Here is a 26,320-nt window from a genome sequence, read left to right on the forward strand (position 1 = left end):
ATGATGCTCCCCGTTCTTGCTCTTGTCGGCCGCCCGTACGATGCCGGCTTCGGGAAGGATAGCGAGGCGAGCGGGCAGGTCAAATCGGTACGCGCTGCGTCCTTTCGCGCGTCACCATCCACGCCACAGCGGCGCCCGCGAATTGAGCGAGGCTGCCCGCAATCATCGACAACAACAGCCCGCGCGCGCCCCCGCCGGCCGTGGCATAGCATGCGCCCAGCACGGCGACCCCGATGGTTGCACCGCTGATGCGGGCGACGTTGATGAGTGCGGCTGCGGTGCCGGCGCGCGTGGCAGTGACGTGGCCGACGGCCATCGCAGAAAGTGGTCCCGCTGCGAGGCCGAGTCCAAGGCCGGTCATCGCCAATCCGAATTCGGCCGGAAGGATATCCGGCTGCAGGCCGCCGACGCCGATCAGCAGGAGGCCGAGGCCCATCAACGCCACGCCGCCGGACGTGACCGTGCGAATGCCAAGCTGCTCGGACAGCGCGCCGGAGAGCGGCGAGGCCACAATAAAGACGAGCGACATCGGCAGCAGGGCCGCGGCGCTCGCGGTGGCGTCGAACCGCTCGCTCGACTGCCACGCCAGGGGCAGCACGAACACCATCCCATACCCACCAAACGTCATGCCCATCGTGGCGATCATTGCGGCCCGAAACTGGCTGATCGTGAAGATCTCGGGCGACACCAGCGCATCGGCGCCCTTCTTCCTTTCGATCACGATGAACAGCGCCGCCGACAGCGCGGTTACGATCAGGGCCGCGACCATTGTGCGGGGGGCCGATTGCGTGCTGATGGCGGCAAAGGTCAGGCCGCCAAGCGCCAGCCCGCCAAAGACTTGCGCCGTGGCGTCGAAGGGCCGCCGTCGTGGGTCCGAGGATTCCGGGATCGTGTAGCCGGCCATGATCAGCGCCAACAGGCCGAACGGCACCACGACCAGGAAGATGCTGCGCCAGCCGAACCAGGGGATCAGCATCCCGCCGAGGCTCGGCCCCAGCGCCATGGCGACGCCGTTGCATGCGGCCCAGACGCCGAGTGCACGGGCGCGCTCACCAGGATGATCCCAGACCACCCGTATGATCGCAAGCGAGGCGGGAATCATCAGCGCGCCGCCGGCGCCCGCGAGCGCGCGTCCCAGGATCAGCACGCGAGCCGAAGGCGCGGCGGCGCACAGCAGCGATGCGAAGGTGAAGATCAGCGCGCCCGACATCAGGATCCGGCGCCGGCCGTAGATATCGGCGAGCATTCCACCTGTCAGCAGGCTGACGGCATAGACCAGATTGTAGCTGTCCACGATCCATTGCAGTTCATCGACGCCCGCGGCGAAATGATCGCCGATCGCGCGTGCGCCGAGATTGACGATGAACGTGTCGATATGCGCGATCATGACGGCCAGGCAAAGCGTGAGCAGCGTGAGCCGCAGCGATGCGCGCATGGCAAAGGGTTTACGCAGAAGCGTATCGGTCATCGCGTGTCCTGTTCTCTGATGTTAGAGTAAGACGAGTTAGGATCGAATCGGTTCGGCCGCGGTTCACCTCTCCCGAGGGAGAGGTGAACCTCCGTTGCCGCTCCAGCTCAACCTCATCTCATCGCGCTTTGGGTGGTCGGTCAGGCCCTGGTTGCAGACTGCTTGGCGCGGGCGCGCTGCTGCGGCGAAACCTTGGGTCGCGTGCCGGCGGCGACCCATTCGTCGTAGAACTCGATCTTGGCATCGACCAGCGCGAGCGCCTCGGTCCATTTGGCGATCATGGCCTGGACGCGGAGCTGGTGTTCGGCGAGCAGCGCGCGGCGCTTGCGCAAGCTCGCGCTACCCTGCTTCACCAGCGTGGTGTATTCGCGAAGCTGCCGGATCGACATGCCGGTCAGGCGCAGCCGCTCCATCAGGTCGAGCCAGCCGATATGGTAGTCGCTGTAGACGCGGCGGCGGCCGTGATCCCTGGTCACGCCGGGCATCAGGCCCTGCGCTTCATACCAGCGGATCGTATGCACGCTGCGTCCGGAGCGACGCGCGATGTCACCGATATAGAGCGCGGTCGGCGCAGCCTGCGGATGCGGCGTTCGCGCGTCCATCATAGATATACCGCCTTCATCGCGCCGGCCGGATAGCGCTCGCCCGCCACGGCTCCGGGCGGGATCGCCGCGGAAATGCGCGCAAGCTCGTCCGGTGAAAGCCTAACGTCGAGCGCGCCGATATTCTCGTCGAGCCGCGCGCGCTGCTTGGTGCCGGGGATCGGCACGATGTCCCGGCCCTGGGCCAACAGCCAGGCGAGCACGAGCTGCGACGGCGTACAGCCCTTCTCACGCGCGATCGCGACGATGCCGCCGACGAGATCGCGGTTGCGGACGAAGTTGTCGCCGGCGAAGCGCGGATGGTCGCCGCGGCGATCGCCTGCGATGTCGGCCTGCGACTGAATCTGCCCGGTCAGGAAGCCGCGACCGAGCGGCGAATAGGCAACGAAGGAGATGCCAAGCGCCCGCGTGGTCTGCAGCGTCTCCTCGGCCTCGCTGCGATAGAGCAGGGAGTATTCGGTTTGCACCGCGGCCAGCGGATGAACCTTGTGAGCACGGCGAATGGTCTCGGGGCGGGCCTCACACAGCCCGAGATGTCGGACTTTGCCTTGCTCGACGAGACGCGCCATTGCGCCGACGGTGTCCTCGATCGGGATGGTGGGATCGATGCGGTGCTGGTAATAGAGGTCGATGGTCTCGATGCCGAGCCGCTTCAGGCTCGCCTCGCAGGCCTGCTGCACATAAGCCGGGCGACCGTCGACGCCCTGGCCGGTCGCGGTCTTGACCTGGCCGAACTTGGTCGCGATCACGACCTTGTCGCGCAGGCCTTTCAGCGCGCGGCCCAGCAGTTCCTCATTGTGACCCCAGCCATAGAGGTCGGCGCTGTCGAGGAAATCGATCCCCTGGTCGATGGCGTGCCGGATCAGGTCGGGCGCCGCCGCGTCGTCGCTGGCGCCATAGACGCCGGAGAGCGACATGCAGCCGAGCCCGATGGCGGAAACCTGCGGGCCGTCATGGCCGAGCTTGCGGTGCGGGAGCTTGCTGGAGGTTGTCATATCGTTGGTCCTCATAGCCGGAGCGTTGCCGGACGATCCCGAGTGAACACGCTAGAGCATACTCTAGGTCAAGCACGAAAAATGCCTCGCTAACGCAATCGTGTCAGGCCAGGCGCTTCAGGATGACGCTCGTCATTGCTGTCGGTTCGTCGCTATCGCCCCTCGCTGGATAGAGTCACAGGCCCTCAGACGCCGTCGAGGATGATCACGGTCGGCGTGGCCGGCAGCGTATCTCGCGAAATCCTCAAGGTGCGCTCACCGCCGCGCCGGTCGATCTCGAACTGCCGGCCGATCAGTTGCATGAATTCGTCGAGCGGCGTCGCGAAGCGGTGCATCGGCAGCACCACCGCGGCGCGCAGCCGTTTGGTGATCTCGGAGATGCCATCGAGCGACATCGTATAGGTGCCGTCGATCGGTACCATCACGATGTCGAGCCGTCCGATCGCCGCGAACTGGCTGTCGTCGAGCTTGACGTGGAGATGACCGAGATGGCCGATGCAGAGGCCGGCGACCTCGAAGATGAAGATCGAGTTGCCGTCCTTGATCATCTCGCCGCCGGGATCTTCGCCCCAGTAGCGGCGGATGTCGGTGGTGACGTTGCGGATGTAGACGTCGCCGATCCGCATCGCGTAGTGCGCGGCCTGGCCGTTCTCGCCCCAGCCATGCAGCACGTGAGGAATCCGTGGATCGGGAAATAACGTATAATGCGTCGAATGCGCCCGGTTCATGGTTACGACGTCGGGCAACCGTCCGGTCTGGTAGACGCCGCTGTAGTCGGTCGCGATGCGGATGCCGCCGGGCGTGTCGATGTAGTAGGTGGAATGGCCGGCATAGGTGATCGCGACCTCGTCGGCCTTCGCTGCCACGCGCCGGAGACTGACCGGCGTCGCCCGCGGCGGCCCATTCGCTATCGCCAGGCACTCGCTGCGCTGGGGCTCCTGGGCTTCGGCGCCAGCGGCGAAAGCCCCGAACAGCACGAGCATCGCGAGCAGTCTGAGCATGACGCGTGTTCCGTCTGTGACGACGTCGGGGCGCAACAGTACCGCCGAATTGACCTTCCGTCATGATGATGCCGGCGCATCGCTCCATGGCGCGCACTGCAACACGATTCCTGCGATAGGATCCGGCCGGCGGCGTTACCATCATGCCGATATCGCCTTGCTTCGGGAGCGAGCCGTGACCGACCAATCCTCCGTGCCGCGTGCACCCTCGACCAAGCGGCTGGAACCGCTGCGTCACGTCGATGCCGACGTGCTCAACATTGCTTATTACGAGGCTGGCCCCGCCGACGGCCCGGCCGTGATGCTGATGCACGGCTTTCCCTATGACATCCACTCCTATGTGGACGTCGCGCCCATGCTGGCGGCGCAGGGGTGCCGCGTCATCGTGCCCTATCTGCGCGGCTATGGGCCGACGACATTTCGCGAGAGGGCGACCCCGCGCTCGGGCGAGCAGGCCGCGGTCGGCGCCGATCTCATGGCGCTGATGAATACACTCGGCATCAAGCGCGCAGTGTTCGCTGGCTATGATTGGGGCGGCCGCGCGGCTTCGGTCGGCGCAGCGCTCTGGCCGGAACGCTGCATCGGGTTGGTCTGCACCAACGGTTACATGATCCAGGACATCGCCAATGCGATGGTGCCGGCACGGCCGGAGCGAGAGGGGCCGCTCTGGTATCAATATTACTTCCAGCTCGAGCGCGGCCGCGCCGGGCTCGCCGCCAACCGGAGCGGCATCGCCAAAATACTATGGTCGCAATGGTCGCCGAGCTGGCAATTCGATGACACCTGCTTCGAGCGCACTGCGGTTGCGTTCGACAACCCAGATTATGTCGACGTCGTGATCCACAGCTACCGCCACCGGTTCGGTCTTGCGGATGGTGATGCGCAATATGCCGAGCTGCAGCGCAGGCTCGCCGCATTGCCGGTGATTACGGTTCCGACAATAACGCTCGATGGGGCTGACGATGGCGTCACGCCAGCCCGCGACGGCAGCGCCAGCGTGGCGAAATACACCGCCCGTCGAGCCTATCGCGTGATCCCGCGCGCCGGCCACAATCTGCCGCAGGAGGCGCCGGAGGAATTTGCCGCCGCGGTGATGGATGTCATGAAAGGATAAGGTGTTACGCCCGCTTCGGGCTGATCCTCCAGACGATGACGAGTGTCGCCAGCGTCAGCACGCCGCTGACAATCGCGGCCGCTGGAATCGTCAGCGCCAGCGCCGCGGTTGCGGCCCAGCCGATCGAGCAGAAGGCTTCCGCGAAGGTTGCGACGCGCGACGAGGTCTGACGCCGGCGGAACTGGCTGCGCCTGGCTTGCGCGCGGAACCAGAGCTGGACCGCGGCGGCTGATCCGGTTGCCATGATGACCGCAAGGGCGGTCACCGCAGCCTGCCATGGCGAAACAAATGCAAGCGCTCCGAGCAGCGGCACGAAGATGACGGCGATCGCGATCAGCACCACCTCGATCTTGGCGCGGACCACGCGCGACGGCGGCAGCGGCGCGGTCGCCACCAGGTCGGCGGCGTCCTCGCCCGATATCGTCAGCCAGGCGAGGCCGCCGGCGAGTTGGCCCGCAGCCATCACCACGACGGGCGTGATCAGCACGATCGCGGTCGACGAGTCCGAGAAGCTTCGCCACAGCATCAGCGCCGGCGGCACCAGATAAAGCATCTGCATCAGGCTCTGCGACAAGAGCCACGGATCGCGACGCAGCAGTAGGAACTCCTTGCGGCGCAGCGCCTGCTGCCGCGAGCCGACCCGGAACGAGCGATCGCGGCTGCGCGTGACAGCCGCGGGATTGGCCGCCACGCTGGTGATCGTGTCGGCAAACCGCGGCGCGAACACCGCCATGACAATGCCGAGCACCAAGAGAGCGCCGGCGATCAGCAGCAGCATTACTTCAAGGTCGCCCAGTGCGGCGCGCGCCGGCCACCAGACGATACTGTCCGGGCCGGGCGCGATGCGCGCCGCGGTGCTGGAGGTCAGTACGGCAAAGCGCGACAGCGTGCCGTAGGACAAGATCGCCACGATCTGCAGTGCGATCACGAAGCCCGCGCCGATGATGGCGGACACGATCTGCGCGACCAGCCGGGTTCGGCTCGGTCCGATCAGGCGGAAGAGCAGGACCGCCGTGGCGATCGCGGCCGCCGCCGCCGACAGGCCGATCGCAACGACGACGCCGAAGCCAGCAAGCCAGCGCGCGCCGCCGAGGATGGCCAGCACGTCGACGAATGGAGCCGATAGCAGCAGCGCCATGCCGGTCACCGACATCCCGATCGCGGCAATACGGACGGAGAAGATATTGGTGAGTTTTGCCGGCGACGACATGATCAGGTCGAGATCGGCGCGCGCATAGAATACGCGCGTCACCGATTCGATCGCCTGCGACAGCATCAGGGCCCAGGACAGCAGGATCGTCGCGGTCAGGACGATCAGCGACGAGGGATCGAGCGGAAACTGCATATCGGCAAAGCGGCCGACCACCGCGTAGGCCGGCAAATGCAGGATCGCGGCGACGATCAGCAGCCCGATCACGGCGCGGTTGCGGCGGCGCCGGCCGCCGGTCATCATTGCCAGCCATTCACGCCAGGCGAGGCGGAATTCGTGGCGAGCGAACCAGGAGAGGTGGGCGGCCGAGCTCACGCGGCCGCCGCTTCGGTATCGACCAGCGCGATGAACATGTCCTCCAGGCTGGTGTCGGTGCGGCCGTTCTGCTGGCGCAGTTCGGCGAGCGTGCCTTCGGCGATCAATTTGCCGGCCGCGATCACGCCGATCCGGTCGGCCATGCGCTCGGCGACCTCGAGAATGTGGGTCGTCATGATCACGGTGCAGCCGGTGCGCACCCGCGCCTGCAGCAACCCCTTCACATGACGCGCCGACAGCGCATCGAGGCCGGTCAAGGGCTCGTCGAGAATGATCAAGCGGGGATCGTGGACCAGCGCGCCGGCGAGCGCCACCTTCTGGCGCATGCCCTTGGAGAAACCCTCGCAGCGTTGGTGCAGATGCGGCTCGAGCCCGAGTGAGACCAAGAGATCGCGCGCCGAGGTCTCGGATTGCCGGGGATCGACGCCCCACAGGCCGGCGACGAATTCGAGGTACTCCAGCGGGGTCAGCTTGTCGTAGATCATCGGCTCGTCCGACACCCAGGCCATCACCTGCTTGGCGGCGACCGGATCCGACAGCGCATCAATGCCGAGCACCGACACCGAGCCGGCATCGGGGCGCAGCAGCCCGGCCACCATACGCAGCGTCGTGGTCTTGCCGGCGCCGTTCGGCCCCAGCAGCGCATAGAACTCACCGACACGCACGGTGAGATCGAGTGCATCGACCGCCGGGCGGTCAAAACGCTTCGTTAACCCTCGCACCTCGAGTGCGGATAGTCCTGCCGTCATGATGTGTGGCGATCCCGAAGTTCGCTCTTCGGTTGCGCACCTTGGACAAAAACCGTTTCGGCGCGGTGAATCGTCTCAGGCAAATCGAGCGCGTTATGAACAAAACTCCACGCGGCGGCATATCTCGGCAATTGTGATGACACCCGGCCACCGCGCCTTTGTTGACAGGGGTCAGGGCTTTTGGCTCAATTGGGGTGGGACATAGGCAGCCTTCAGCGCTCGCGACACGGGGCGCGCAGGCGGGATGCACCAAGACGATCGGCACGAATCGCCAGTGCATCGGGGAGGGAACGATGCTGGACTTTGTTCAGCAGCTCGTCAGCGGCATTGCGCTTGGCTGCGTTTACGGCCTGATCGCGCTTGGCTTCGTGCTGGTCTACAAGGCAACCGAGGTCGTCAATTTCGCGCAAGGCGATTTGATGATGCTGGGCGGCTTCTTCGCCTTCACCTTCATCGGCATGCTCGGGCTGAACTACTGGGTCGGCTTCGCCGGCGCGGTGATCTGCATGGCGCTGTTCGGCATGCTGGCCGAGCGGCTGGTGGTGCGGCCGATCCTGGGCTACCCGCAATTCTCCATCATCATGGCGACGATCGGGCTCGGCTATTTCCTGCGCTCGGTCGCCGGGATGATCTGGGGCACCGACGACTTCAAGATCGACACGCCGTTCAGCCAGGGCGTGCTGCGGATCGGCAGCCTGGTGCTCGCCTATGACAAGCTCTCGGTGATCGCGGCGACCATCATCCTGTGCGCGCTGCTCTACCTGTTCTTCAACCGTACCACGCTCGGCACCGCGATGCGCGCGAGTTCCGAGAATATGCTGGCTGCCTATTACATGGGCATTCCGGTCAAGCGCGTGGTGTCGATCGTCTGGGCGATCTCGGCGGCGGTCGCGACCTGCGCCGGCGTGCTGCTGGCGCCGATTACGTTCATCCATTCCAACGTGGGACTGGTACTCGGGCTGAAGGCGTTTCCGGCCGCGGTGCTCGGCGGCTTCGGCTCGATCCCCGGCGCCGTGGTCGGCGGCGTCCTGATCGGGGTGATCGAGAGCATGGCCGGCTTCTACCTGCCGCAAGGATGGAAGGACGTCGCGCCCTACATCGTGCTGCTGGCGGTGCTGCTGCTCAAGCCGGAGGGCTTGTTCGGCGTCCACGCCCGCAAGAAGGTCTAGAGCATGATCGGGAAAAGTGGAAAGCGGCTTTCCCTCGCGACAAACGCGGAACGCGTTTGCGCGGAGATCATGCTCAAACGAGGAGACGAGATCATGATGCGATCAAGTCGCATCATGATCTAGGGAGCAACCCATGCGCTTTCTCTTCAAGACCGACTACGAGGACGACATCAAGCTGTTCCCGCATTCGGGCTATGTCTATTCCTATGGCCTGCTGCTGGCGGCGCTGCTGATCGCGCCCTACGTGCTCTCCAGCTATCTGATGAGCCAGCTCGTCTTCGTCTGTATCTATGCGACCGTCGGCGTCGGGCTCATGATCCTGACCGGCTTCACCGGACAGGCCTCGCTCGGCCACGCCGCCTTCCTCGCCATCGGCGCCTACACCGCGGCCTGTCTGCAGCAGTTCAATGTGCCGTTCCCCGTCTACTTCCTGGCGGCGGGGCTGTTGACCGGCGTGGTCGGCGCGCTGGTCGGGTTTCCGGCGCTGCGGCTGCAGGGCATCTATCTCGTGATCGCGACGATCTCCTTTGCCTTCATCGTCGAGGAGATCATGGCGCGCTGGGAGAGCGTGACCAATGGCAACGAGGGCATGCGGGTCAAGACCATCCAATTGCTCGGCACCACGGTGTCGCGCGACGGCCCCACCTTCTATTATCTCTGCCTGGCAGTGCTGGTGCTGACCATCGTCGGCACGCTCAACCTGTTGCGGTCGCCGACCGGACGCGCCTTTGTCGCGATCCGCGACAGCGAGACCGCGGCGCGCAGCATGGGCATCAATGTCTCGCTCTACAAGGTGAAGTCGTTCGCGATCTCGGCCGCGATCACCGGCTTTGCCGGCGTGCTGTTCGCGCACAAGCTCTCCTTCATCTCGCCGGAGATGTTCACGCTGCAGCTTTCGATCGAGTTCATCATCGTGATCTTGATCGGCGGCATCTTCAGCCTGCACGGCGCGGTGCTGGGCGCGATCTTCCTCGTCATGATCGATCCGTTCCTGACTTATCTGAAGGACGACGTGCCCGGTGTGATCGCCGGCGTCGCGGCGACGCTTGGCGCGGGACCCGAGCGTGCAGGCCATATCCAGGATGCGGTCTCCGCCATTGCGTCCGCCAATGGGCTGAAGGGCGCGATCTACGGCATCATCATCGTGGTGTTCGTGCTGTTCGAGCCGCTCGGGCTCTACGGCCGCTGGCTGAAGATCAAATTATTCTTCCAGCTCTTCCCGCTCTACAAGCGTGCGACGTTCAAGCGGCAGAAGATCTACGTGAAATCGGAGCGGAACCGATGAGCTATTTCCGCGCCGAGAATCTGTCCCTGCACTTCGGCGGCCTGAAAGCCGTCGACGCCGTCAGCTTCGCGGTCGAGAAGGGCGAGATCCTCTCGATTATCGGGCCGAACGGCGCCGGCAAAAGCTCGATCTTCAACCTGATCTCGCGCATCTATCCGCCGACTTCGGGCCGGATCTTCTTCGAGGAGCAGGACATCACGCAGCAGCCGGCCTACGAGATCGCCGGGCTCGGCATCGCGCGCACCTTCCAGAACATTGAGCTGTTCGAGAACGCCACTGTGCTGAGCAATCTCCTGGTCGGACGCCATCGCCATTCCACCACGCGGCTCTGGCAGGAATTGCTGTTCCTGCCGAGCGTGCGCGCCAACGAGAAGATGCATCGGCGCCGGGTCGAGCAGGTGATCGAATTCCTCGATCTGGAGCCCTACCGCGACAAGCTGATCTCGGGATTGCCCTACGGCGTCCGCAAGGTGATCGAGCTGGCGCGGGCGCTGTGCTCGGAGCCGAAGCTGATCCTGCTCGACGAGCCATCCTCGGGCCTCAATGTCGAGGAGACCGACGACATGTCGTTCTGGATTCGCGACATGAAGAGCGAGCTCGGCATCACCGTGCTGATGGTCGAGCACGACATGACGCTGGTCAACCGCGTCTCGGACCGCGTCGTCGCGCTGAACTACGGCCGCGTGCTGGCGATGGGATCGCCATCGGAGGTGCAGCACCATCCCGACGTCGTCGCGGCCTATCTCGGTGCATGAGGATGATGTGATGAGCTCACCCGACATCATCCTGAAGCTCAGCAACATCGAAAGCTACTATGGGCCGATCATGGCGATCAGAGGCATCAGCCTTGAGGTACCGCGCGGCCGGATCGTCACGCTGCTCGGCGCCAATGGCGCCGGCAAGACCACGGTACTGAAGACCATTTCCGGCATCCTCGATCCGCAGAAGGGCACGATCGAGTTCCTGGGCAAGCCGATTCAGCGCATGGAGGCCGACAAGATCGTGCGGCTCGGCTTGAGCCACGTGCCAGAGGGACGCGAGGTGTTTCCGTTCCTGTCGGTGCGGGAGAACCTGATGATGGGCGCCTATCCGCGCCACGATCGCGACGGCGTGGCGAAGGATCTCGAGCGCGTCTACGGCTATTTTCCACGGCTGAAAGAACGGCTCGATCAACCGGCGGGGCAGCTCTCCGGTGGCGAGCAGCAGATGCTGGCGATCGGGCGGGCGCTGATGAACCGGCCGACGCTGCTGCTGCTCGACGAGCCGTCGCTGGGTCTGTCGCCGATCCTGGTGAAGGAGATCTTCACCATCATCCGCCGCGTCAATGAGGAGCAGGGCATGTCGATCCTGCTGGTCGAGCAGAATGCCAAGATCGCGCTGGAGACGGCGCACTACGGCTACGTGCTGGAGACCGGCCGCGTCGTCATGAACGATAGCTGCGACCGGCTGATGAATTCACCCGACATCCAGGAGTTCTATCTCGGCGCCAAGGAGGCCGGCGCGCGGGGCGAGCGGCGCTGGAAAAAGAAGAAGACGTGGCGTTGAGCGGTAGTTGGAGCTAGATTTTAGGCCTGTTTCGCGAACAAGACCGGCGATCGATCCGGCGCGGGGCAGGCGACAGGGGAGGAAACGCGCATGGCCCGACCGGCGGTGCTGACGGTCGCCGACACGATTGCGAGGAGCTTTCTGCTCGCGGTGGAGACGCGCGGTGACAGGCCCGCGATCCGCGAGAAAGTGTTCGGCATCTGGCAGCCGACGAGCTGGCGGGAATGGCTGCGGATCTCGAAGGACATCGCCTACGGTCTGCATGCGACCGGCTTCCGCCCCGGCAACGTCGCCTCGATCATCGCCAATGCGGTGCCGGAATGGGTTTATGCCGACATGGGCATCCTGTGCGCCGGCGGCGTGTCGTCCGGGATCTACCCGACGGACTCGCCGGCGCAGGTCGAATATCTGATCAACGACTCCCGCAGCAGGATCGTGTTCGTCGAAGACGAGGAGCAGCTCGACAAGGTGCTGGCGTGCTGCGTGCGCTGCCCGACGCTGGAGAAGGTTGTCGTCTTCGACATGGAGGGCCTGAGCGGCTTCTCCGACCCGATGGTGCTGTCGCTCGCCGAATTCATGGCGCTTGGCCAGAACCATGCACAGGGCAACGAGGGCTTGTGGGAGGAGATGACAGGCAGCCGCACCGCCTCCGATCTCGCGATCCTGGTCTACACCTCGGGCACGACCGGCCCGCCCAAGGGCGCGATGCATTCCAACCGCAGCGTCACGCACCAGATGCGCCACGCCAACGATCTGCTTCCCTCGACCGACAGCGAGGAGCGGCTGGTGTTCCTGCCGCTCTGCCACGTCGCCGAGCGGGTCGGCGGCTATTACAACTCGATCGCGCTGGGCTCGGTGATGAATTTTGCCGAGAGTCCCGAGACGGTGCCGGACAATCTGCGCGAGGTGCAGCCGACCGCGTTCCTCGCGGTGCCCCGGATCTGGGAGAAGTTCTATTCGGGCATCACCATCGCGCTGAAGGACGCGACCCCGTTCCAGAACTGGATGTATGCCCGCGCGCTCGCGATCGGTCATCGCATGGCCACGTGCCGCCTCGAGGGCGAGACGCCACCGCTGTCGCTCAAACTCTTGAACCGCGCGGCCTACTGGCTCGTGTTCCGCAATATCCGCCGCATGCTCGGGCTCGACCGCTGCCGGATCGCGTTCACAGGCGCGGCGCCGATCTCGCCGGACCTGATCCGCTGGTATCTCGCGCTCGGCATCGACATGCGCGAGGTCTACGGCCAGACCGAGAATTGCGGTGTCGCCACCATGATGCCGGCGGATCGCATCAAGCTCGGCTCGGTCGGCAAGGCTGCGCCTTGGGGCGAGGTGATGATCTGCCCGAAGGGCGAGATTCTGATCAGGGGCGACTTCCTGTTCATGGGCTATCTCAATCAGCCGGAGAAGACTGCCGAGACGATCGACGCCAAGGGCTGGCTGCACACCGGCGACGTCGGCACGATCGACAACGAAGGCTATGTGAAGATCACCGACCGGATGAAGGACATCATCATCACCTCGGGCGGCAAGAACGTCACACCCTCGGAGATCGAGAACCAGCTCAAATTCTCGCCCTATGTCTCGGACGCGGTCGTGATCGGCGACAAACGGCCGTATCTGACCTGCCTGATCATGATCGACCAGGAGAACGTCGAGAAATACGCCCAGGATCACGACATCCCCTTCACCAATTACGCGAGCCTGTGCCGCGCGCGCGAGATCCAGGACCTGGTCCAGCGCGAGGTCGAGACGGTGAACGCCGGCTTCGCGCGCGTCGAGACCATCAAGAAATTCCATCTGATCGAGCGCCAGCTCACGCCGGAAGACGAGGAACTGACGCCGACCATGAAGCTGAAGCGCAGTTTTGTGAACAAGCGCTACGCGGCCGAGATCGACGCGATGTACGGCGAGCGCGCGGTCGCGCAATCCGTCATGTGCGAGCAAATGGCGAAGGCGTGAGTAAGGCCCGGCCCTTCGCTCAACACGGGCCATCGAAGGAGGAGACTGCAATGTCGAAATCGCTGAAAGCGCTGGGCCTTGCGGTGAGCGCCCTGGCGCTGACCTGCCTGCCGGCCGCGGCCCAGACCAAGGTCACCAACGAGGGCATCTCGCCGACCGAGATCGTGATCGGGACGCATCAGGACCTCTCGGGCCCGATCAAGGTCTGGGGCGTTCCAGTGTCCAACGGCATGAAGATGGCGGTGGAGGAGATCAATGCGAGCGGCGGCATCAACGGCCGCAAGCTCAAGATGATCCTGGAAGACAACGGCTATGATCCGAAGAAGGCCGTGCTGGCCTCGCAGAAGATGGTCGAGCGCGACAAGATCTTCGCCATGATCGGGCCGATGGGCTCCCCGACCGTGCTTGCAGCGCAGGATATCCTGTTCGATGCCGGCGTGCTGCAACTGTTCCCGCTGACCGCAGCCGAGTTCACCTTCAAATTCGATCCGAGCAAGCCGCAGGAGCGGCTCAAGTTCAACAACCTGCTGCCCTACGTCGAGAGCACGCGCGCGGCGCTCAAATACATGATGGACTGGAAGAGCTTCAAGAAGCCCTGCATCATGCATCAGGACGACGAGTACGGCAAAAACGTGCTCGACGGCTTCAACCAGCAGCTCGCGGCGATGAAGGTGCAGCCCGCCTCGATCACGAGCTACAAGCGCGGCGCTTCCGACTTCTCGGCGCAGGTCGCCAAGATGAAGTCCGATGGCTGTGATCTCGTCGTGCTCGGCACGGTGATCCGCGAGACCATCGGCGCGATGAGCGAGGCCAGGAAGCTCGGCTGGGATGTGACCTTCCTCGGCGCCACGCCGACCAACGTGCTCGAAGTGCCGACGCTGGGCAAGGAAGCGGTGGAAGGGCTCTATGCGGCCTCAGGCTTCGAAATCCCCTATGAGGACACCGCTAAGGGCAAGGTGAAGGACTGGCTCGTCAACTACAAGAAGATGTTCGGCACCGACGCCAATACGCAGGCGATCATCGGCTATAATGCCGTGATGACCTTTGCCTTCTACGCGCAGAAGGCCGGCAAGGACCTCACCGGGCAGAAGATGCTGGACTCGCTGGAGTCGGGTGACAAGTTCCTCGACATCTTCAACTCGCCGCCGACCAAGTTCTCCAAGACCGATCACCTCGCCAACACCATTACTCAGGTGCAGCAGGTCAAGAACGGCCGTTGGGTCCTAGTGAAGGACAATCTGATGTTCTGAGCGGTCGGCTCGGATCGAGTTACGGCGTCATTGCGAGGAGCCAAGCGGCCCGGCGTTCGGCCGGCCCGCTGACAGGCTCCGGACAAAGCAATCCACCTTTCCGTGGAGGGATGGATTGCTTCGCTTTCGCTCCCAATGACGTTTCGGCCGTTGCCGTCACGTGGGGATGTCTCGTCAATCCCTTTGCGTCGTCGGCCGGACCGCGGCCTCGATGACGGGCGCAGCGCCGACATATTCGCTGACGCCGTGCTGGTCGATCACGAAGGTCGGCCGAAAATTCCTGATGCCGGAATCCTCGATCATCGCCATGCGGCGGTTGTCGAGCATGAGCCAGCGGCCGTCGAGCCGCGCCGCGACGACGGCGTGATCCTCGCCGCCAAGTCGGTCGTGCAGGATGACGATCCGCAAATCTTCAGGTGCAACGCCGGCCTCTCGCAGCGCCACGAATTTCGCGATGGCATAGTCCTCGCAGTCGCCCGCGCCCTTGGCCAAGGTGGCGAGCGGCGCGGTCCATACGTCGATCTCGCCGTAAAGCGCGAGGTCACTGCCCGGGCGGATCGCAAGATTGACGGCGCGATTGATCTCGCCCAGCCTGGCGCGGCCCTCGCGCGCCCGGCCGGCATCGATGATCGCAAGGAAGCGCAGCGCTTCCGGCGATCGGCAGCTTTCGCGATCATCGTCGCAGAGCGCCAAGCGCACAAGTTCGTCGGCAAGCTGGCGCCGCACACCGAGCCATTTGTCGTGCAGCCCGCCGTTGGTGAGCAGGGTGGTCGGCAGCCCGAACGGCTCGGTTGATTTTCCGATCAACTCCGCCGGACCGGGTGTCAGCAGCGACGCGGCGTTGAGCTCGGCAGCCGGCGTGAGCCAGATCAGGCTGCAGACGAGCATGACGCCGCGCAGCGCGCGGGAACGAAGCGAGACCGGCATGTGACACCCCTGTCCGGGCATCGGCGAGGTGATTTAAACCCTGACGTGACCGGATCGTTCGCGCCGTCACGATGGAACACGATGTTTTGAATCTGCTTAAAAACGATCGAATCACGCGCGATGCACAAAAGACGCTAAAGGCGGCCTCGTCGGTGTCCCGAAAACTTTATCGGTTTTGTGAACCCGTCCGGCGAACCTTTTACCGCCTGCCGGCGCCTTATCCTTGCTTTCTGGTTAATCCGGCGAAGCCGCATGGAATTGTACGATTTTGTAAGCCAATTCACAGCTTTAGCCGGAAACTTGGGCTCAAATCTCTTGTCGGATTTGAGAGAAAATAGAGGCAAGTAAAAATATGCCGGTCAATACCACGAATACGTGGCTCAATACTTATCCCAGCTCGGATCTCACCTCATATCACCCGAAATCGAGCTCAAAATACATGAGATTTGGAGGTAGGAGCGGGATCGAGACCGCGGCTAGATCGCTATTGAGCAAAGACGGGATGGTTTCGCAGGATTCCGTCAGATGATATGCAAGCATAGTCGTTTGCATATTCTATAAATATTTCCCTTACATGCGGTGATCCGCGGTGAACTTTGTCGATAAATTCGACGGCTTCTTGCCGAGCCTGGACGCTCACACCCGGGGGCAAGTCCATGTCGACAGCATTTCGGGACATGCGCCGCTCGGCGCGGTCGTCGTTGACGACGCGCAACTGCTGTTCACCGGCGACTTCAAGCGGTCCGGCCTCGATCTGGTCCTGTCGAAGGACGATCGCGAGCTGGTCCTGCACGACTACTTCAGGGGTGAAAAACGCGCGCCCTTGGCCTCGCCCGACGGCGCCCACCTCACCGGCGATATAGTCAACGCGCTCACCGGCTACACGCAATTTGCCCAGGCCGGCGGTGCTGTCGAGCCACCGAAGGTCATCGGTCACGTCAGCAAGCTTGCCGGCAGCGCCACCGTAGTTCGTAACGGCGTCGCGGTCGTGCTGAACCAGGGCGATAATGTCTACAAGGGCGACGTGGTCCAGTCCGGGGCCAACTCGACGCTTGGCATCACCTTCATCGACGGCACCGTGTTCGGTCTTGGGCCGAACGCGAAGATGGTGCTGAACGAAATGCTCTACGACCCGAACGGGTCGAACAATTCTTCGCTGCTGAGCCTGGTGCAGGGCACGATCTCGTTCGTCGCCGGCGCAACCGCCAAGCATGGCGACATGAAGGTGGATACGCCGGTCGCGACGATGGGCATTCGCGGCACGGCGGTGCTGGTGGAAATCGACTTCGATGTGCAGGGAACGGGCGGTGTACCGCCGGCCAAATTCCAGGTGCTGGTCGAGCCGGACGGTTCAACCGGCTCCTACATCCTGTTCGACAAGACGACGCTCAATCCGATCGCGACCGTCGATCAGGCCGGCACGCAAACCATCGTCAATGGTGCGGGCAGCGTCAGCTTCCTGTCCTCGGCGCAACTGTCGACCGATGCGCAGAAGCTCATCTCCGACGTCTTCGCGCTGAAGTTCACCGACAACACCAACCCCAACACCAAGCTCACGTCGAACTTCACCGATTCGATCGTCCCGACCACGACCGGGTTTAAGCTCGTTGGGGGCGATATCGTGGTGCCGACGATCTTGTTGCTGACCTTTGTCAACGGCCCGGCGCAGGATGTCGCACCCAACGGCAACAACCATGTCGCCGGGGCGCCCGAGACCGTGACATTCAATGCCGCGTTCACGGAGCGGCCGGGGCTGACCCACAGCGCGTCGGCCGACACAGCGTCGAACGTGATCAGATGGATTGATGTCAATCTCGGCGATATACCGAGTGCAACGGTGAGCTTTACGTCGTTCACCTACCAGGACGCGGATCACAACGATGTCACCGCGTCGCTGACGGCCCAGCAACTCGCGGCCATCAAGGCGGTCGAGATCCCGCTGCTCGTTGAGCAGACTCCGCGCAACACCAACATCGGTTCCGCGACCTGGACCTATAGCCTGCCGGACAGCGCTTTCGATTTCCTGGCGGCTGGCGAGACCTTGACGCTGACCTACACGGCGCGTGTCGATAACAATTACGCGCTTCTCAACGAGACCGCGTTCAAGACCTTCACCATCACGATCACCGGAACCAATGATGCGCCGATCGTGACGTCGCTGGCGCAGGCGGCCACGATCACCGAGACTCCATGGACGACGAATTCCGCCGTGGCGGATACGGCGCATGGGACGGTCACCTTCACCGACCCGGACCTGACCGACACTCACACGGTCACCATCACCGGCGTCACCGACTCCGGCGTCACCACCGGTCTCGCCGACCACGCAACGGTGCTGAGCTGGCTGTCGCTCGGGGCACTGACCGATTCGGCCGATGGCGTGACGGGATCGCGCTCCTGGACGTTCTCGGCCGCCGACAAAAGTTTCGACTACCTCGCGGCCGGCGAGACACTCACGCTCACCTACACGATTGAGATTGATGATCATCACGGCGGTGTGGTCACGTTGCCCGTCACGATCACGATCGTCGGCACCGATGACAAGCCGGTGATCACGTCGCCAACCCAGGCTGCGGCGATCACCGAAGCCCCCGGGGTGACCGGCTCGCTGCAGCCCGACGCCGCATCCGGCACGGTAACCTTCACCGACGTCGATCTCAGCGACACCCATAGCGTGACTGTCGCCGATGTGACCGAGTCCGGGGTCACCACGGGACTTGCCGATCGGGCGACCGTGCTGAGCTGGCTGTCGCTGGGGGCGCTCACCGATTCGACCAATGGCGTGACCGGGTCGCGCTCCTGGACGTTCTCGGCCGCCGACAAGAATTTCGACTACCTCGCTGCCGGCGAGACGTTGACGCTCGTCTACAGCATTCAGGTCGACGACCATCACGGCGGCGTCGTGACCCAGCCCGTCACCATCACCATCACCGGCACCAACGACCTGCCCGTCATCACGTCGGCTCCGCAGGCGGCTGCGATCACGGAGATGCTGGATGCGACTGGTTCGCTGACGCCCGATGTGGCTTCTGGCGCGGTGACCTTCACCGACGTCGACCTCAGCGACAGCCACACTGTGAGCATCACTGGCCTGGCCAAGTCCGGGGTCACTACCGGCCTTGCCGACCAGGAGACGGCGCTGAGCTGGTTGTCGCTGGGCCCGCTGGCGGATTCGACCAACGGCGCAACGGGATCGAGCGCCTGGACGTTCTCGGCCGCGGACAACAATTTCGACTATCTCGCCGCCGGCGAGACGTTGACCCTCACTTACACGGTCCAGGTCAACGACCATCACGGCGGGGTCGTGACCCAGCCCGTCACCATCACCGTCACCGGCGCCAACGACGCGCCCATTGTCACATCGGCACCCCAGGCTGCTGCTATCACCGAAAAGCCGGACACGAGCGGCTCATCCACGCCGGACACCGCTGAAGGCACGATCACCTTCACCGATCCCGACCTTAGCGACACGCACACCGTGTCCATCGCTACCGTAACCGAGACCGGGTCAACCTCCGGTCTTCCCGAGCAAAGCGTCGTACTGAGCTGGTTGTCGCTCGGCCACTGGAGCGATTCCACCGGCGGAGTGACGGGATCAAGCGGCTGGACGTTCTCGGCTGCGGACAAGAACTTCGACTATCTCGCTGCCGGGGAGACGCTGACGCTCACCTACACGATACAGATCGCGGACGATCATGGCGGCATGACCACCCAGCCCGTCACGATCACGATTGACGGGTCCAACGACGCGCCGACACTCGCCGATCTCGGGACGGTCCTCGCTCCCGCGGCCGACGGCAGCTTCGGCGAGCTCACTGGCACGCTTCACGGGTCCGATGTCGATCACGGAGAAACCGCAACGCTGATCTATGGTGCGCTCGATGCATCGCATCAGGCGACGAACACGGCGATTCAGGGCCTTTACGGCTCGCTGACGGTGAACGCCGACGGCACCTACACCTATGTTCCCGATGCCGCCGCAATCAAGGCGCTTCCCGCGGGTGCCCACACCGACACGTTCGGCATTGAGACCACCGACGTTCACGGCGCCATGGGCACGAGCACGCTGACGATCGATATTCTCGGCGCCGGCGCCGTTCCGGTGCTCAACGTCGATAATCTCACCGTGACGCACGATGCCGTCAATGGCACCGACACGATTTCAGGTCTGACAGTCACGGATGCCGGAGCCAGCGCCAACGAGGCCTTCACCCTGACGGCTGCAACGGCTAGCTCAGGCAGCAGCGTCGATCCCGCGTCTGACACGGGCGATCTGTCCCACGTCAACGCCACGCTGGCATCCGGCCTCACCTATCACGAAGGCGGTGATGCACCGACGGACACCGTTACGATCTCGGTGGCGGACAGCTACGGGACGGATACGGTTAATCTGATTTTCAATGTCCAGCAGAATCCGACGGCGCCGGTGACGTTGACGAGCACGACCGACAAGGATGTGCTGTTCGGCACACAGGGTCATCAGGACCAGTTCGTGTTCGCGCCGAACTTCAATCACGACACGATCGTGAATTTCACGCCCGGCCAGGACCATATCGACCTGTCCGCAGTCGTATCGACCGCCGACGCGGCCGCCTGGTTCAACCAGCACGTTGCGGTCTCTTCGACGAATTCGGCGGATACGCTGATCACCATCGACGCCGCGGACACGATTACGCTGCACGGCGTCGCCAAGGCGAGCCTGTCGCAGAACGACTTCATCCTTCATATCGCCTGACCCGGCGTGCGGCGCCCTGCTATCGGCCCTGACCGCAAGCCCATCCCGCGGTGCACGCCTCGCGCCCGATTGGAACAAGCCCTCGCGCATGATATCCAGATCAGATGAAACGGCTGTGGGCGATACGGAGATGGTTCGCGCGGCGGTTCGGCTATGCCCGGCTGGCGTGCCTTGCGCTATTGGTCGGCAGCGCCGCGCTCCGCGTCTGGGACCCCGCCCCCGTTCAGGAGCTGCGGGTCAGGACATTCGATACCTTCCAGTTGCTCGAACCCCGGATTAAGACGGCGCGTCCTGTCACCATCGTCGACATCGACGAGAGGAGCCTCGCGGATCCCAAGCTCGGGCAATGGCCGTGGCCGCGGACACGGATCGCCGACATCGTCACCAACTTGACCAGGCTCGGCGCGGTCGTGATCGCGTTCGATGCCGTGTTTTCTGAGCCGGACCGCCTCAATCCGGAAATCGCAGCCGATACGCTCGGCAATCTCGACGAGGAAATGCGCGCCAGGCTGCGGCAGTTGCCGAGCAACGACAGCATTCTTGCCGATGCCATCAAGAACTCCCGCGTGGTGCTCGGCGAGTCCGGTGGTCCTGACGTCCGCGCCGATCTCAACGAGAAGCTTCCCGTCACCGGCCTCGCCATGCTCGGCGAGGATCCGCAGCGTTTCATGTTCCAGTTTCCCGGGCTGCTGCGCAACGTGCCGGTGCTGGAGGAGGCGGCGGCCGGACGCGGCCTGTTCACGATCAGGCCCGAGCGTGACGGCATCGTTAGGCGGGTGCCGATGATCATGCTTGCGCAAGGCGTTACCATGCCGTCGCTGAGCTTCGAAATGCTGCGCGTCGCGAGCGGCTCGGACACCATCTTGATCAAGGCCGACGAGGCCGGCATCCAGAGCATCGGTGTCAGGGGATTTTCGATTCCGACCGATCGCAACGGCCAGCTCTGGGTGCACTATGCGAAGCGCGATCCTTCGATCTATGTCTCGGCCATCGACGTGCTGGAAGGGCGCGTCGCGCCGGACAGGATCGCGGGCAAGCTCGTGTTGATCGGCACCTCGTCGATCGGACTGAACGACATCAAGACGACGCCGGTGGTGCCGGCGATGCCCGGCGTCGAGGTTCACGCCCAGGTGCTGGAGAGCGCGCTGACCGGCGACGTGGTTTCGCAGCCGGGTTACGGCATCGGCGTCGAGTTCTTTGCCGCGCTGATCATGGGTCTCCTGGTCATTGCCTTCGCGCCGAAATTCGGACCGGTGACGCTGGTCGCAGTCGGCGGGTTGTTCGCGTCGGTGCTGGTCGGCATATCCTGGTACTTCTACTCACAACACCGGCTGCTGATCGATTTCACCTATCCGCTGATGTCGACCACGGCGATCTATCTCACGCTGATCTTCTCCGCTTTCGTGCGCGAGCAGCGACAGCGCCGGCAGATCCGGTCGCAATTCGTGCAGTACATGTCGCCCGCGCTGGTCGAGCAGCTCGCGCAGTCGCCGGAGAAACTTGTGCTTGGCGGTGAGGAGCGCGAGATGACCATCATGTTCTCCGACATGCGCGGTTTCACCTCGATCTCGGAGACCTACAAGCGCGATCCGCAAGGCCTCACGGCACTGATGAACCGGTTTCTCACGCCGCTCTCGAATGCAATTCTTGCGCGAAAGGGCACGATCGACAAATATATGGGCGACGCCATCATGGCGTTCTGGAACGCGCCGCTCGACGACAAGGACCACCAGATCAACGCCTGCGAAGCCGCGCTCGACATGCTGGAAAGCGTCGACGAGCTGAATCAGGTCCGCGAGCAGGAGGCGCGTGAAGGCGGTCACGTCTACGTGCCGCTCAACATCGGCGTCGGCCTCAACACCGGCACCTGCGTGGTCGGCAACATGGGCTCCGATGTGCGGTTCGACTATTCGGTCTTCGGCGACAGCGTCAATCTGGCATCGCGCCTGGAAGGGCAATCCAAGGAGTACGGCTTTCCCATCATCGTGGGATCGAAGACTGCGCTCGCCGTGAAGGACAGGTTCGCGATCCTCGAGCTCGACTTCATCATGGTGAAGGGCAAGAAGGAACCCGAGGTGATCTATGCGATCGCCGGCCGCGAGGATGTGGCGAATTCCGGCCGCTTCCAGCGGCTGCGCAACCTGACCATCGAAATGCTCGCCTGCTACCGCACCCGCGATTGGGACGGCGCGCTCGCCGCGATCGAGCGCGGACGCAAGACCGACGATGCGCGGGCGCTGCAACAACTCTACAGCCTTTATGAGGCGCGCATCATTGCTTTCCGGAAGGCGCCGCCGCCGGACGATTGGAATGGCGCATTTGCGCTGCTGACGAAGTAGGCGACGCAAACTCGCTGTCGTCTCGGCGAAAGCCGGGACCCATACGCCGCGGCTGAGGAAATAGGCACGCGGCCAGACGGCCTTCCAACAACACCCATTCGTGGGGTTATGGGTCCCGGCTTTCGCCGGGACGACGGTAGAGAATTTTATTCCAGTCCGATCTGTGTCAGGTCCTGGAACCAGTGTTGCGCCTGGACGAACGTCTTCACCTTCGGCGAGAGCGCGTGCGGATTGGTGTCGTGCACCACCCAGACCAGCGCCGCATCGTCGACGATCAGCGCGTGCGCCTGCGCCAACAGCTCATCTTGCTTGGCGGTGTCGAAAGTCTGCCTGGCCTCGTCGATCAGCGCGTCGACCTTCGGGTTCTTGTAGCCGCCCCAGTTCACCCCGACCGGCGCGACCTGGCCGGAATGGAAGAACCGCACGATGGCGTAAAGCGGATCCGACGTCACATAGGCGATGTTGTTGGCGGTGATGCCGGCGTTCATCTCGTCGGCCGCGCCCTTGCGCCAGTGCGTATATAATGTCTCGAGCTCGACCACCTTGAACTCGACGTCGATGCCGATCTCCTTGAAGCTCTGCTGCAGGAATTCGTTCATCGGCAGCGACAGCATCTGCCCGGTGCCACCCTGCGCGATGATGAAGGTGGTCTTCAGTGGCTTGTCCTTCGAATAACCGGCTTCCTCCACCAGCTTCTTCGCGGTCGCGAGATCATATTTCAGATCGAAGGTCGGTTTGCCGAACCATGGGCTCGACGGATCGACCTGTCCCTTGGCTGGCTTCGCCAGACCATTCATCAAGCCGACCACGGCGTCGCGGTCGATCGCGAGGTTGAGTGCCTTGCGCAGGCGGATGTCGGCCCAGGGCGAGCCCGGCAGCACGCTCAGGTGATAATTCCAGACATGCGGTGTGACGTTGTCGACAATCTTCATGCCGGCGGCCTTGAGCTGCGGCACGGCGTCGGGTGCCGGCGTCTCGATCAGATCGACCTGGCCGGCCAGCAGCGCGTTGGTGCGCGTCAGCGCTTCCGGCATCGGGACCAGGATCATCTTGTCGACCTTCGGAATGCGCTTCTTGTCCCAATAGTCGGGGTTCTTGGTCAGCTCGGCGAGCTCGCGCGGCACCAGCTTGGTCAGTTTGAACGGGCCGGTGCCGGACGGCTGGCTCGCGAACTTGTCCCAGTCCCTGCCGAGCTTGTCGTACTGCGCCGGGCTGGAGATCAGGAACCAGAGCATCTGATACGGAAAGAAGGAGTCGACGGTTTTGGTCGTGATCTCGATGGTCGAGTCGTCGATCTTGCGGTAGCCCGCAACCGAGGGCAGGCGGGTCTTCACCTGCGCGCTCTGCCGCTTGTCGAACTGCGGTGCCTTGTCATTCAGCACCTTATCGAGATTCCAGATCACAGCGTCGGCGTTGAAGTCGCTGCCGTCATGGAATTTGACGCCCTTGCGCAGCGTGAAGCGCCACTTGGTCTTATCGTTGTCATCGACCTTCCATTCGGTCGCGAGTCCCGGCACCAGCCTGCCCGGCCGGTCGGCAACGTCCATCTCCCAGGCGACAAGCGGATCGTAGATCGTGTAGGCGGTGAACTGATAGGCCCCGGCGCCACGGTCGGGCTGGCCGGTCGTGAGCGGGATGTCGGCCATCGAAATGCCGTAGCGCACAATGGATTCGGCGCGCGCTGGCGCGGCCGGCCAGCCTGCGGCCATGGCAAGCACCATTGCCGCCACAAGGATCGAACTGCGCCCGCGCATATGAATGGCTCCGCTCATTGAAAGTTGGAGCCAAGCCTGCAAGCATGGTGCCAGATTAGGCACCATCACCCTGTCTTGCCGCCAAGGTGGGAAGAAATGACGCGCCCAGCGGTTCTATGCCGCAGATTTATTCCCTTTGGCACAGGCATTGCATACGCTTGCCCAAGAAATAATCACGTGAAGTCGAGAAGGGATTGCTCACATGCGTAAGAAGACCAACGCGACAGCGGCGGCGACGGTGCTGGCGCTTGCATTCGCGGCAGGCGTGCCGGCGATTGCAAGTGGCGAGACTGTGCTGCGAATTGGCATGACGGCTGCCGATATCCCGCGCACGCTCGGCCAGCCCGACCAGGGCTTCGAGGGCAATCGCTTCACCGGCCTGACGATGTACGACGGGCTAACGATGTGGGACCTGTCGTCGTCGGACAAGGCGAGCGTGATGATCCCCGGCCTCGCCAGCGAGTGGAAGGTCGACGACGCCGATAAGACAAAATGGATTTTCAAGCTGCGGCCGGGTGTGAAATTCCATGATGGCAGCGACTTCAATGCCGATGCCGTGGTCTGGAACGTCGATAAGGTGCTGAAGCAGGATGCGCCGCAGTTCGACCCGAGTCAGGTCGGCGTCACGGCCTCGCGCATGCCGACGCTGGTTTCGGCGCGCAAGATCGATGACATGACGGTCGAGTTGACCACCAAGGAGCCGGACAGCTTCCTGCCGATCAACCTCACCAACCTGTTCATGGCGAGCCCGACGAAGTGGCGGCAATTCTACGACAAGGCCGAAGGCGCCGACGCCAAGGCGATGTCGCAAGCAGCCTGGGCCGCGTTCGCCAGGGATGCCTCAGGCACCGGTCCCTGGAAGATGTCGAGCTTCACCCCGCGCGAGCGGCTCGAATTGGTGAAGAACGAGAATTACTGGGACAAGGCGCGCGTGCCGAAGGTCGACAAGATGGTGCTCTTGCCGATGCCGGAGGCCAATGCGCGCACCGCGGCCCTGCTGTCGGGGCAGGTCAACTGGATCGAGGCGCCGGCACCGGATGCGGTGCCCGAGATCAAGCAACGCGGCTTCAATATCTACTCCAACGAGGAGCCGCATGTCTGGCCGTGGCAGTTCTCGCGCGTCGAGGGCTCGCCGTGGAACGATATTCGTGTCCGCAAGGCCGCCAATCTCTGCGTCGATCGCGAAGGGTTGAGTGAAGGTCTGCTTGCGGGTCTGATGGTGCCGGCCACCGGCACGTTCGAGCCCGGCCATCCCTGGCGCGGCAAGCCGACCTTCCAGATCAAGTATGATAAGCCCGCCGCGCAGAAGCTGATGCAGGAGGCGGGCTACGGTCCGAACAAGAAGCTGACGGTCAAAATCCAGACCTCGGCGTCGGGGTCAGGGCAGATGCTGCCGTTGCCGATGAACGAATATCTGCAGCAAGCTTTGGCCGAATGCTACTTTGATGTGCAGCTCGACGTCATCGAATGGAACACGCTGTTCACCAACTGGCGGCGCGGCGCCAAGGATCCGTCGGCCAACGGCGCCAATGCGATCAACGTCACCTATGCGGCGATGGATCCCTTCTTCGCGCTGGTGCGCTTCCTGCAGTCGGGCATGGCGCCGCCGGTGTCGAACAATTGGGGCTTCGTCAACGATCCGAAGTTCGATGCGCTGGTGAAGAAAGCCCGCGAAACCTTCGATCCGGTTGCGCGCGACGCGGCACTCGCCGAGCTGCATGCGGCCGAGGTCGACGATGCGGCGTTCCTCTTTGTTGCCCACGACGTCGCGCCGCGTGCGATGAGCCCAAAGATCAAGGGTTTTGTGCAGCCGAAGAGCTGGTTCGTCGACTTCTCGCCGGTCACGATCGTGCCGTGAGGCTGGCGGCATAAATCGATGTCCCCTCTCCCCTTGTGGGAG

At 63.6% G+C, this 26,320-nt stretch carries 18 protein-coding genes; 10 read left to right on the forward strand and 8 right to left on the reverse strand.

The genetic code is table 11. The features are described from left to right. Positions 1 to 79: 79 nt before the first annotated feature. The 4 genes from P6U30_RS03980 to P6U30_RS03995 all read right to left on the reverse strand — a co-directional run bounded on the left by P6U30_RS03980 (position 80) and on the right by P6U30_RS03995 (position 4,066). Entirely contained in the window at positions 80 to 1,468 is a 1,389-nt protein-coding gene (locus tag P6U30_RS03980; protein WP_407168238.1) for an MFS transporter, read from the reverse strand. A 140-nt stretch (positions 1,469 to 1,608) separates the two neighbouring features. Continuing rightward, positions 1,609 to 2,073 (reverse strand): MerR family transcriptional regulator, encoded by a 465-nt coding sequence (locus P6U30_RS03985; protein ID WP_407168239.1) that lies wholly within the window; start codon positions 2,071 to 2,073, stop codon positions 1,609 to 1,611. Continuing rightward, complete coding sequence (locus P6U30_RS03990; RefSeq protein WP_407168240.1) at positions 2,070 to 3,065, reverse strand: aldo/keto reductase; 996 nt, start codon at positions 3,063 to 3,065, stop codon at positions 2,070 to 2,072. The genes P6U30_RS03985 and P6U30_RS03990 overlap by 4 nt, the downstream gene beginning before the upstream one ends. 185 nt (positions 3,066 to 3,250) lie before the next feature. Further along, positions 3,251 to 4,066 carry an MBL fold metallo-hydrolase gene (locus P6U30_RS03995; protein WP_407168241.1) on the reverse strand — a complete coding sequence of 272 codons (816 nt, stop codon included), beginning with the start codon at positions 4,064 to 4,066 and terminating at the stop codon, positions 3,251 to 3,253. 175 nt (positions 4,067 to 4,241) lie between these two features. Here P6U30_RS03995 and P6U30_RS04000 point away from each other — a divergent pair, with 175 nt between their 5' ends. Further along, positions 4,242 to 5,180 (forward strand): alpha/beta fold hydrolase, encoded by a 939-nt coding sequence (locus P6U30_RS04000; RefSeq protein WP_407168242.1) that lies wholly within the window; start codon positions 4,242 to 4,244, stop codon positions 5,178 to 5,180. A 4-nt stretch (positions 5,181 to 5,184) separates the two neighbouring features. Here the strand turns inward: P6U30_RS04000 and P6U30_RS04005 are convergent, their stop codons facing one another. After that, positions 5,185 to 6,705: a permease gene (locus P6U30_RS04005; RefSeq protein ID WP_407168243.1), complete on the reverse strand. Its 1,521-nt coding sequence runs from the start codon at positions 6,703 to 6,705 to the stop codon at positions 5,185 to 5,187. Beyond that, the gene (locus P6U30_RS04010) at positions 6,702 to 7,454 is read right to left on the reverse strand and encodes an ABC transporter ATP-binding protein (protein WP_407168244.1); all 753 of its coding nucleotides are present in this window, start codon (positions 7,452 to 7,454) and stop codon (positions 6,702 to 6,704) included. Before P6U30_RS04010 ends, P6U30_RS04005 begins: the two co-directional genes overlap by 4 nt. 293 nt (positions 7,455 to 7,747) lie before the next feature. On the opposite strand from P6U30_RS04010, the gene P6U30_RS04015 reads away from it, so the two are divergent. The 6 genes from P6U30_RS04015 to P6U30_RS04040 all read left to right on the forward strand — a co-directional run bounded on the left by P6U30_RS04015 (position 7,748) and on the right by P6U30_RS04040 (position 14,665). Then, entirely contained in the window at positions 7,748 to 8,623 is an 876-nt protein-coding gene (locus P6U30_RS04015; protein ID WP_407168245.1) for a branched-chain amino acid ABC transporter permease, read from the forward strand. A 133-nt stretch (positions 8,624 to 8,756) separates the two neighbouring features. Continuing rightward, positions 8,757 to 9,908 (forward strand): branched-chain amino acid ABC transporter permease, encoded by a 1,152-nt coding sequence (locus P6U30_RS04020; RefSeq protein WP_407168246.1) that lies wholly within the window; start codon positions 8,757 to 8,759, stop codon positions 9,906 to 9,908. Beyond that, a complete protein-coding gene (locus tag P6U30_RS04025) occupies positions 9,905 to 10,663 on the forward strand; it encodes an ABC transporter ATP-binding protein (RefSeq protein WP_407168247.1) in 759 nt (252 codons plus the stop codon). Before P6U30_RS04020 ends, P6U30_RS04025 begins: the two co-directional genes overlap by 4 nt. Positions 10,664 to 10,673: 10 nt before the next feature. Continuing rightward, complete coding sequence (locus P6U30_RS04030; RefSeq protein WP_407168248.1) at positions 10,674 to 11,453, forward strand: ABC transporter ATP-binding protein; 780 nt, start codon at positions 10,674 to 10,676, stop codon at positions 11,451 to 11,453. Between the two features lie 90 nt (positions 11,454 to 11,543). Further along, positions 11,544 to 13,415: an AMP-dependent synthetase/ligase gene (locus P6U30_RS04035; protein ID WP_407168249.1), complete on the forward strand. Its 1,872-nt coding sequence runs from the start codon at positions 11,544 to 11,546 to the stop codon at positions 13,413 to 13,415. A gap of 50 nt (positions 13,416 to 13,465) precedes the next feature. Further along, a complete protein-coding gene (locus P6U30_RS04040) occupies positions 13,466 to 14,665 on the forward strand; it encodes an ABC transporter substrate-binding protein (protein WP_407168250.1) in 1,200 nt (399 codons plus the stop codon). A 174-nt stretch (positions 14,666 to 14,839) separates the two neighbouring features. On the opposite strand, the gene P6U30_RS04045 is transcribed toward P6U30_RS04040, so the two are convergent. Continuing rightward, entirely contained in the window at positions 14,840 to 15,592 is a 753-nt protein-coding gene (locus P6U30_RS04045; protein WP_407168251.1) for a transglutaminase-like cysteine peptidase, read from the reverse strand. Positions 15,593 to 16,181: 589 nt separating this feature from the next. On the opposite strand from P6U30_RS04045, the gene P6U30_RS04050 reads away from it, so the two are divergent. Both P6U30_RS04050 and P6U30_RS04055 read left to right on the forward strand, forming a co-directional pair. Beyond that, a complete protein-coding gene (locus tag P6U30_RS04050) occupies positions 16,182 to 20,327 on the forward strand; it encodes a VCBS domain-containing protein (protein WP_407168252.1) in 4,146 nt (1,381 codons plus the stop codon). A 104-nt stretch (positions 20,328 to 20,431) separates the two neighbouring features. Next, positions 20,432 to 22,666: a CHASE2 domain-containing protein gene (locus P6U30_RS04055; protein WP_407168253.1), complete on the forward strand. Its 2,235-nt coding sequence runs from the start codon at positions 20,432 to 20,434 to the stop codon at positions 22,664 to 22,666. A gap of 146 nt (positions 22,667 to 22,812) precedes the next feature. Here the strand turns inward: P6U30_RS04055 and P6U30_RS04060 are convergent, their stop codons facing one another. Next, positions 22,813 to 24,420, reverse strand: a complete 1,608-nt coding sequence (locus P6U30_RS04060; protein WP_407168254.1) for an ABC transporter substrate-binding protein — start codon at positions 24,418 to 24,420, stop codon at positions 22,813 to 22,815. A gap of 202 nt (positions 24,421 to 24,622) precedes the next feature. On the opposite strand from P6U30_RS04060, the gene P6U30_RS04065 reads away from it, so the two are divergent. Next, positions 24,623 to 26,278: an ABC transporter substrate-binding protein gene (locus P6U30_RS04065; RefSeq protein WP_407168255.1), complete on the forward strand. Its 1,656-nt coding sequence runs from the start codon at positions 24,623 to 24,625 to the stop codon at positions 26,276 to 26,278. The last annotated feature ends 42 nt before the right edge of the window (positions 26,279 to 26,320 follow it).

It is taken from the genome of Bradyrhizobium sp. ORS 111 (assembly GCF_045571485.1).
GTDB lineage: Bacteria > Pseudomonadota > Alphaproteobacteria > Rhizobiales > Xanthobacteraceae > Bradyrhizobium.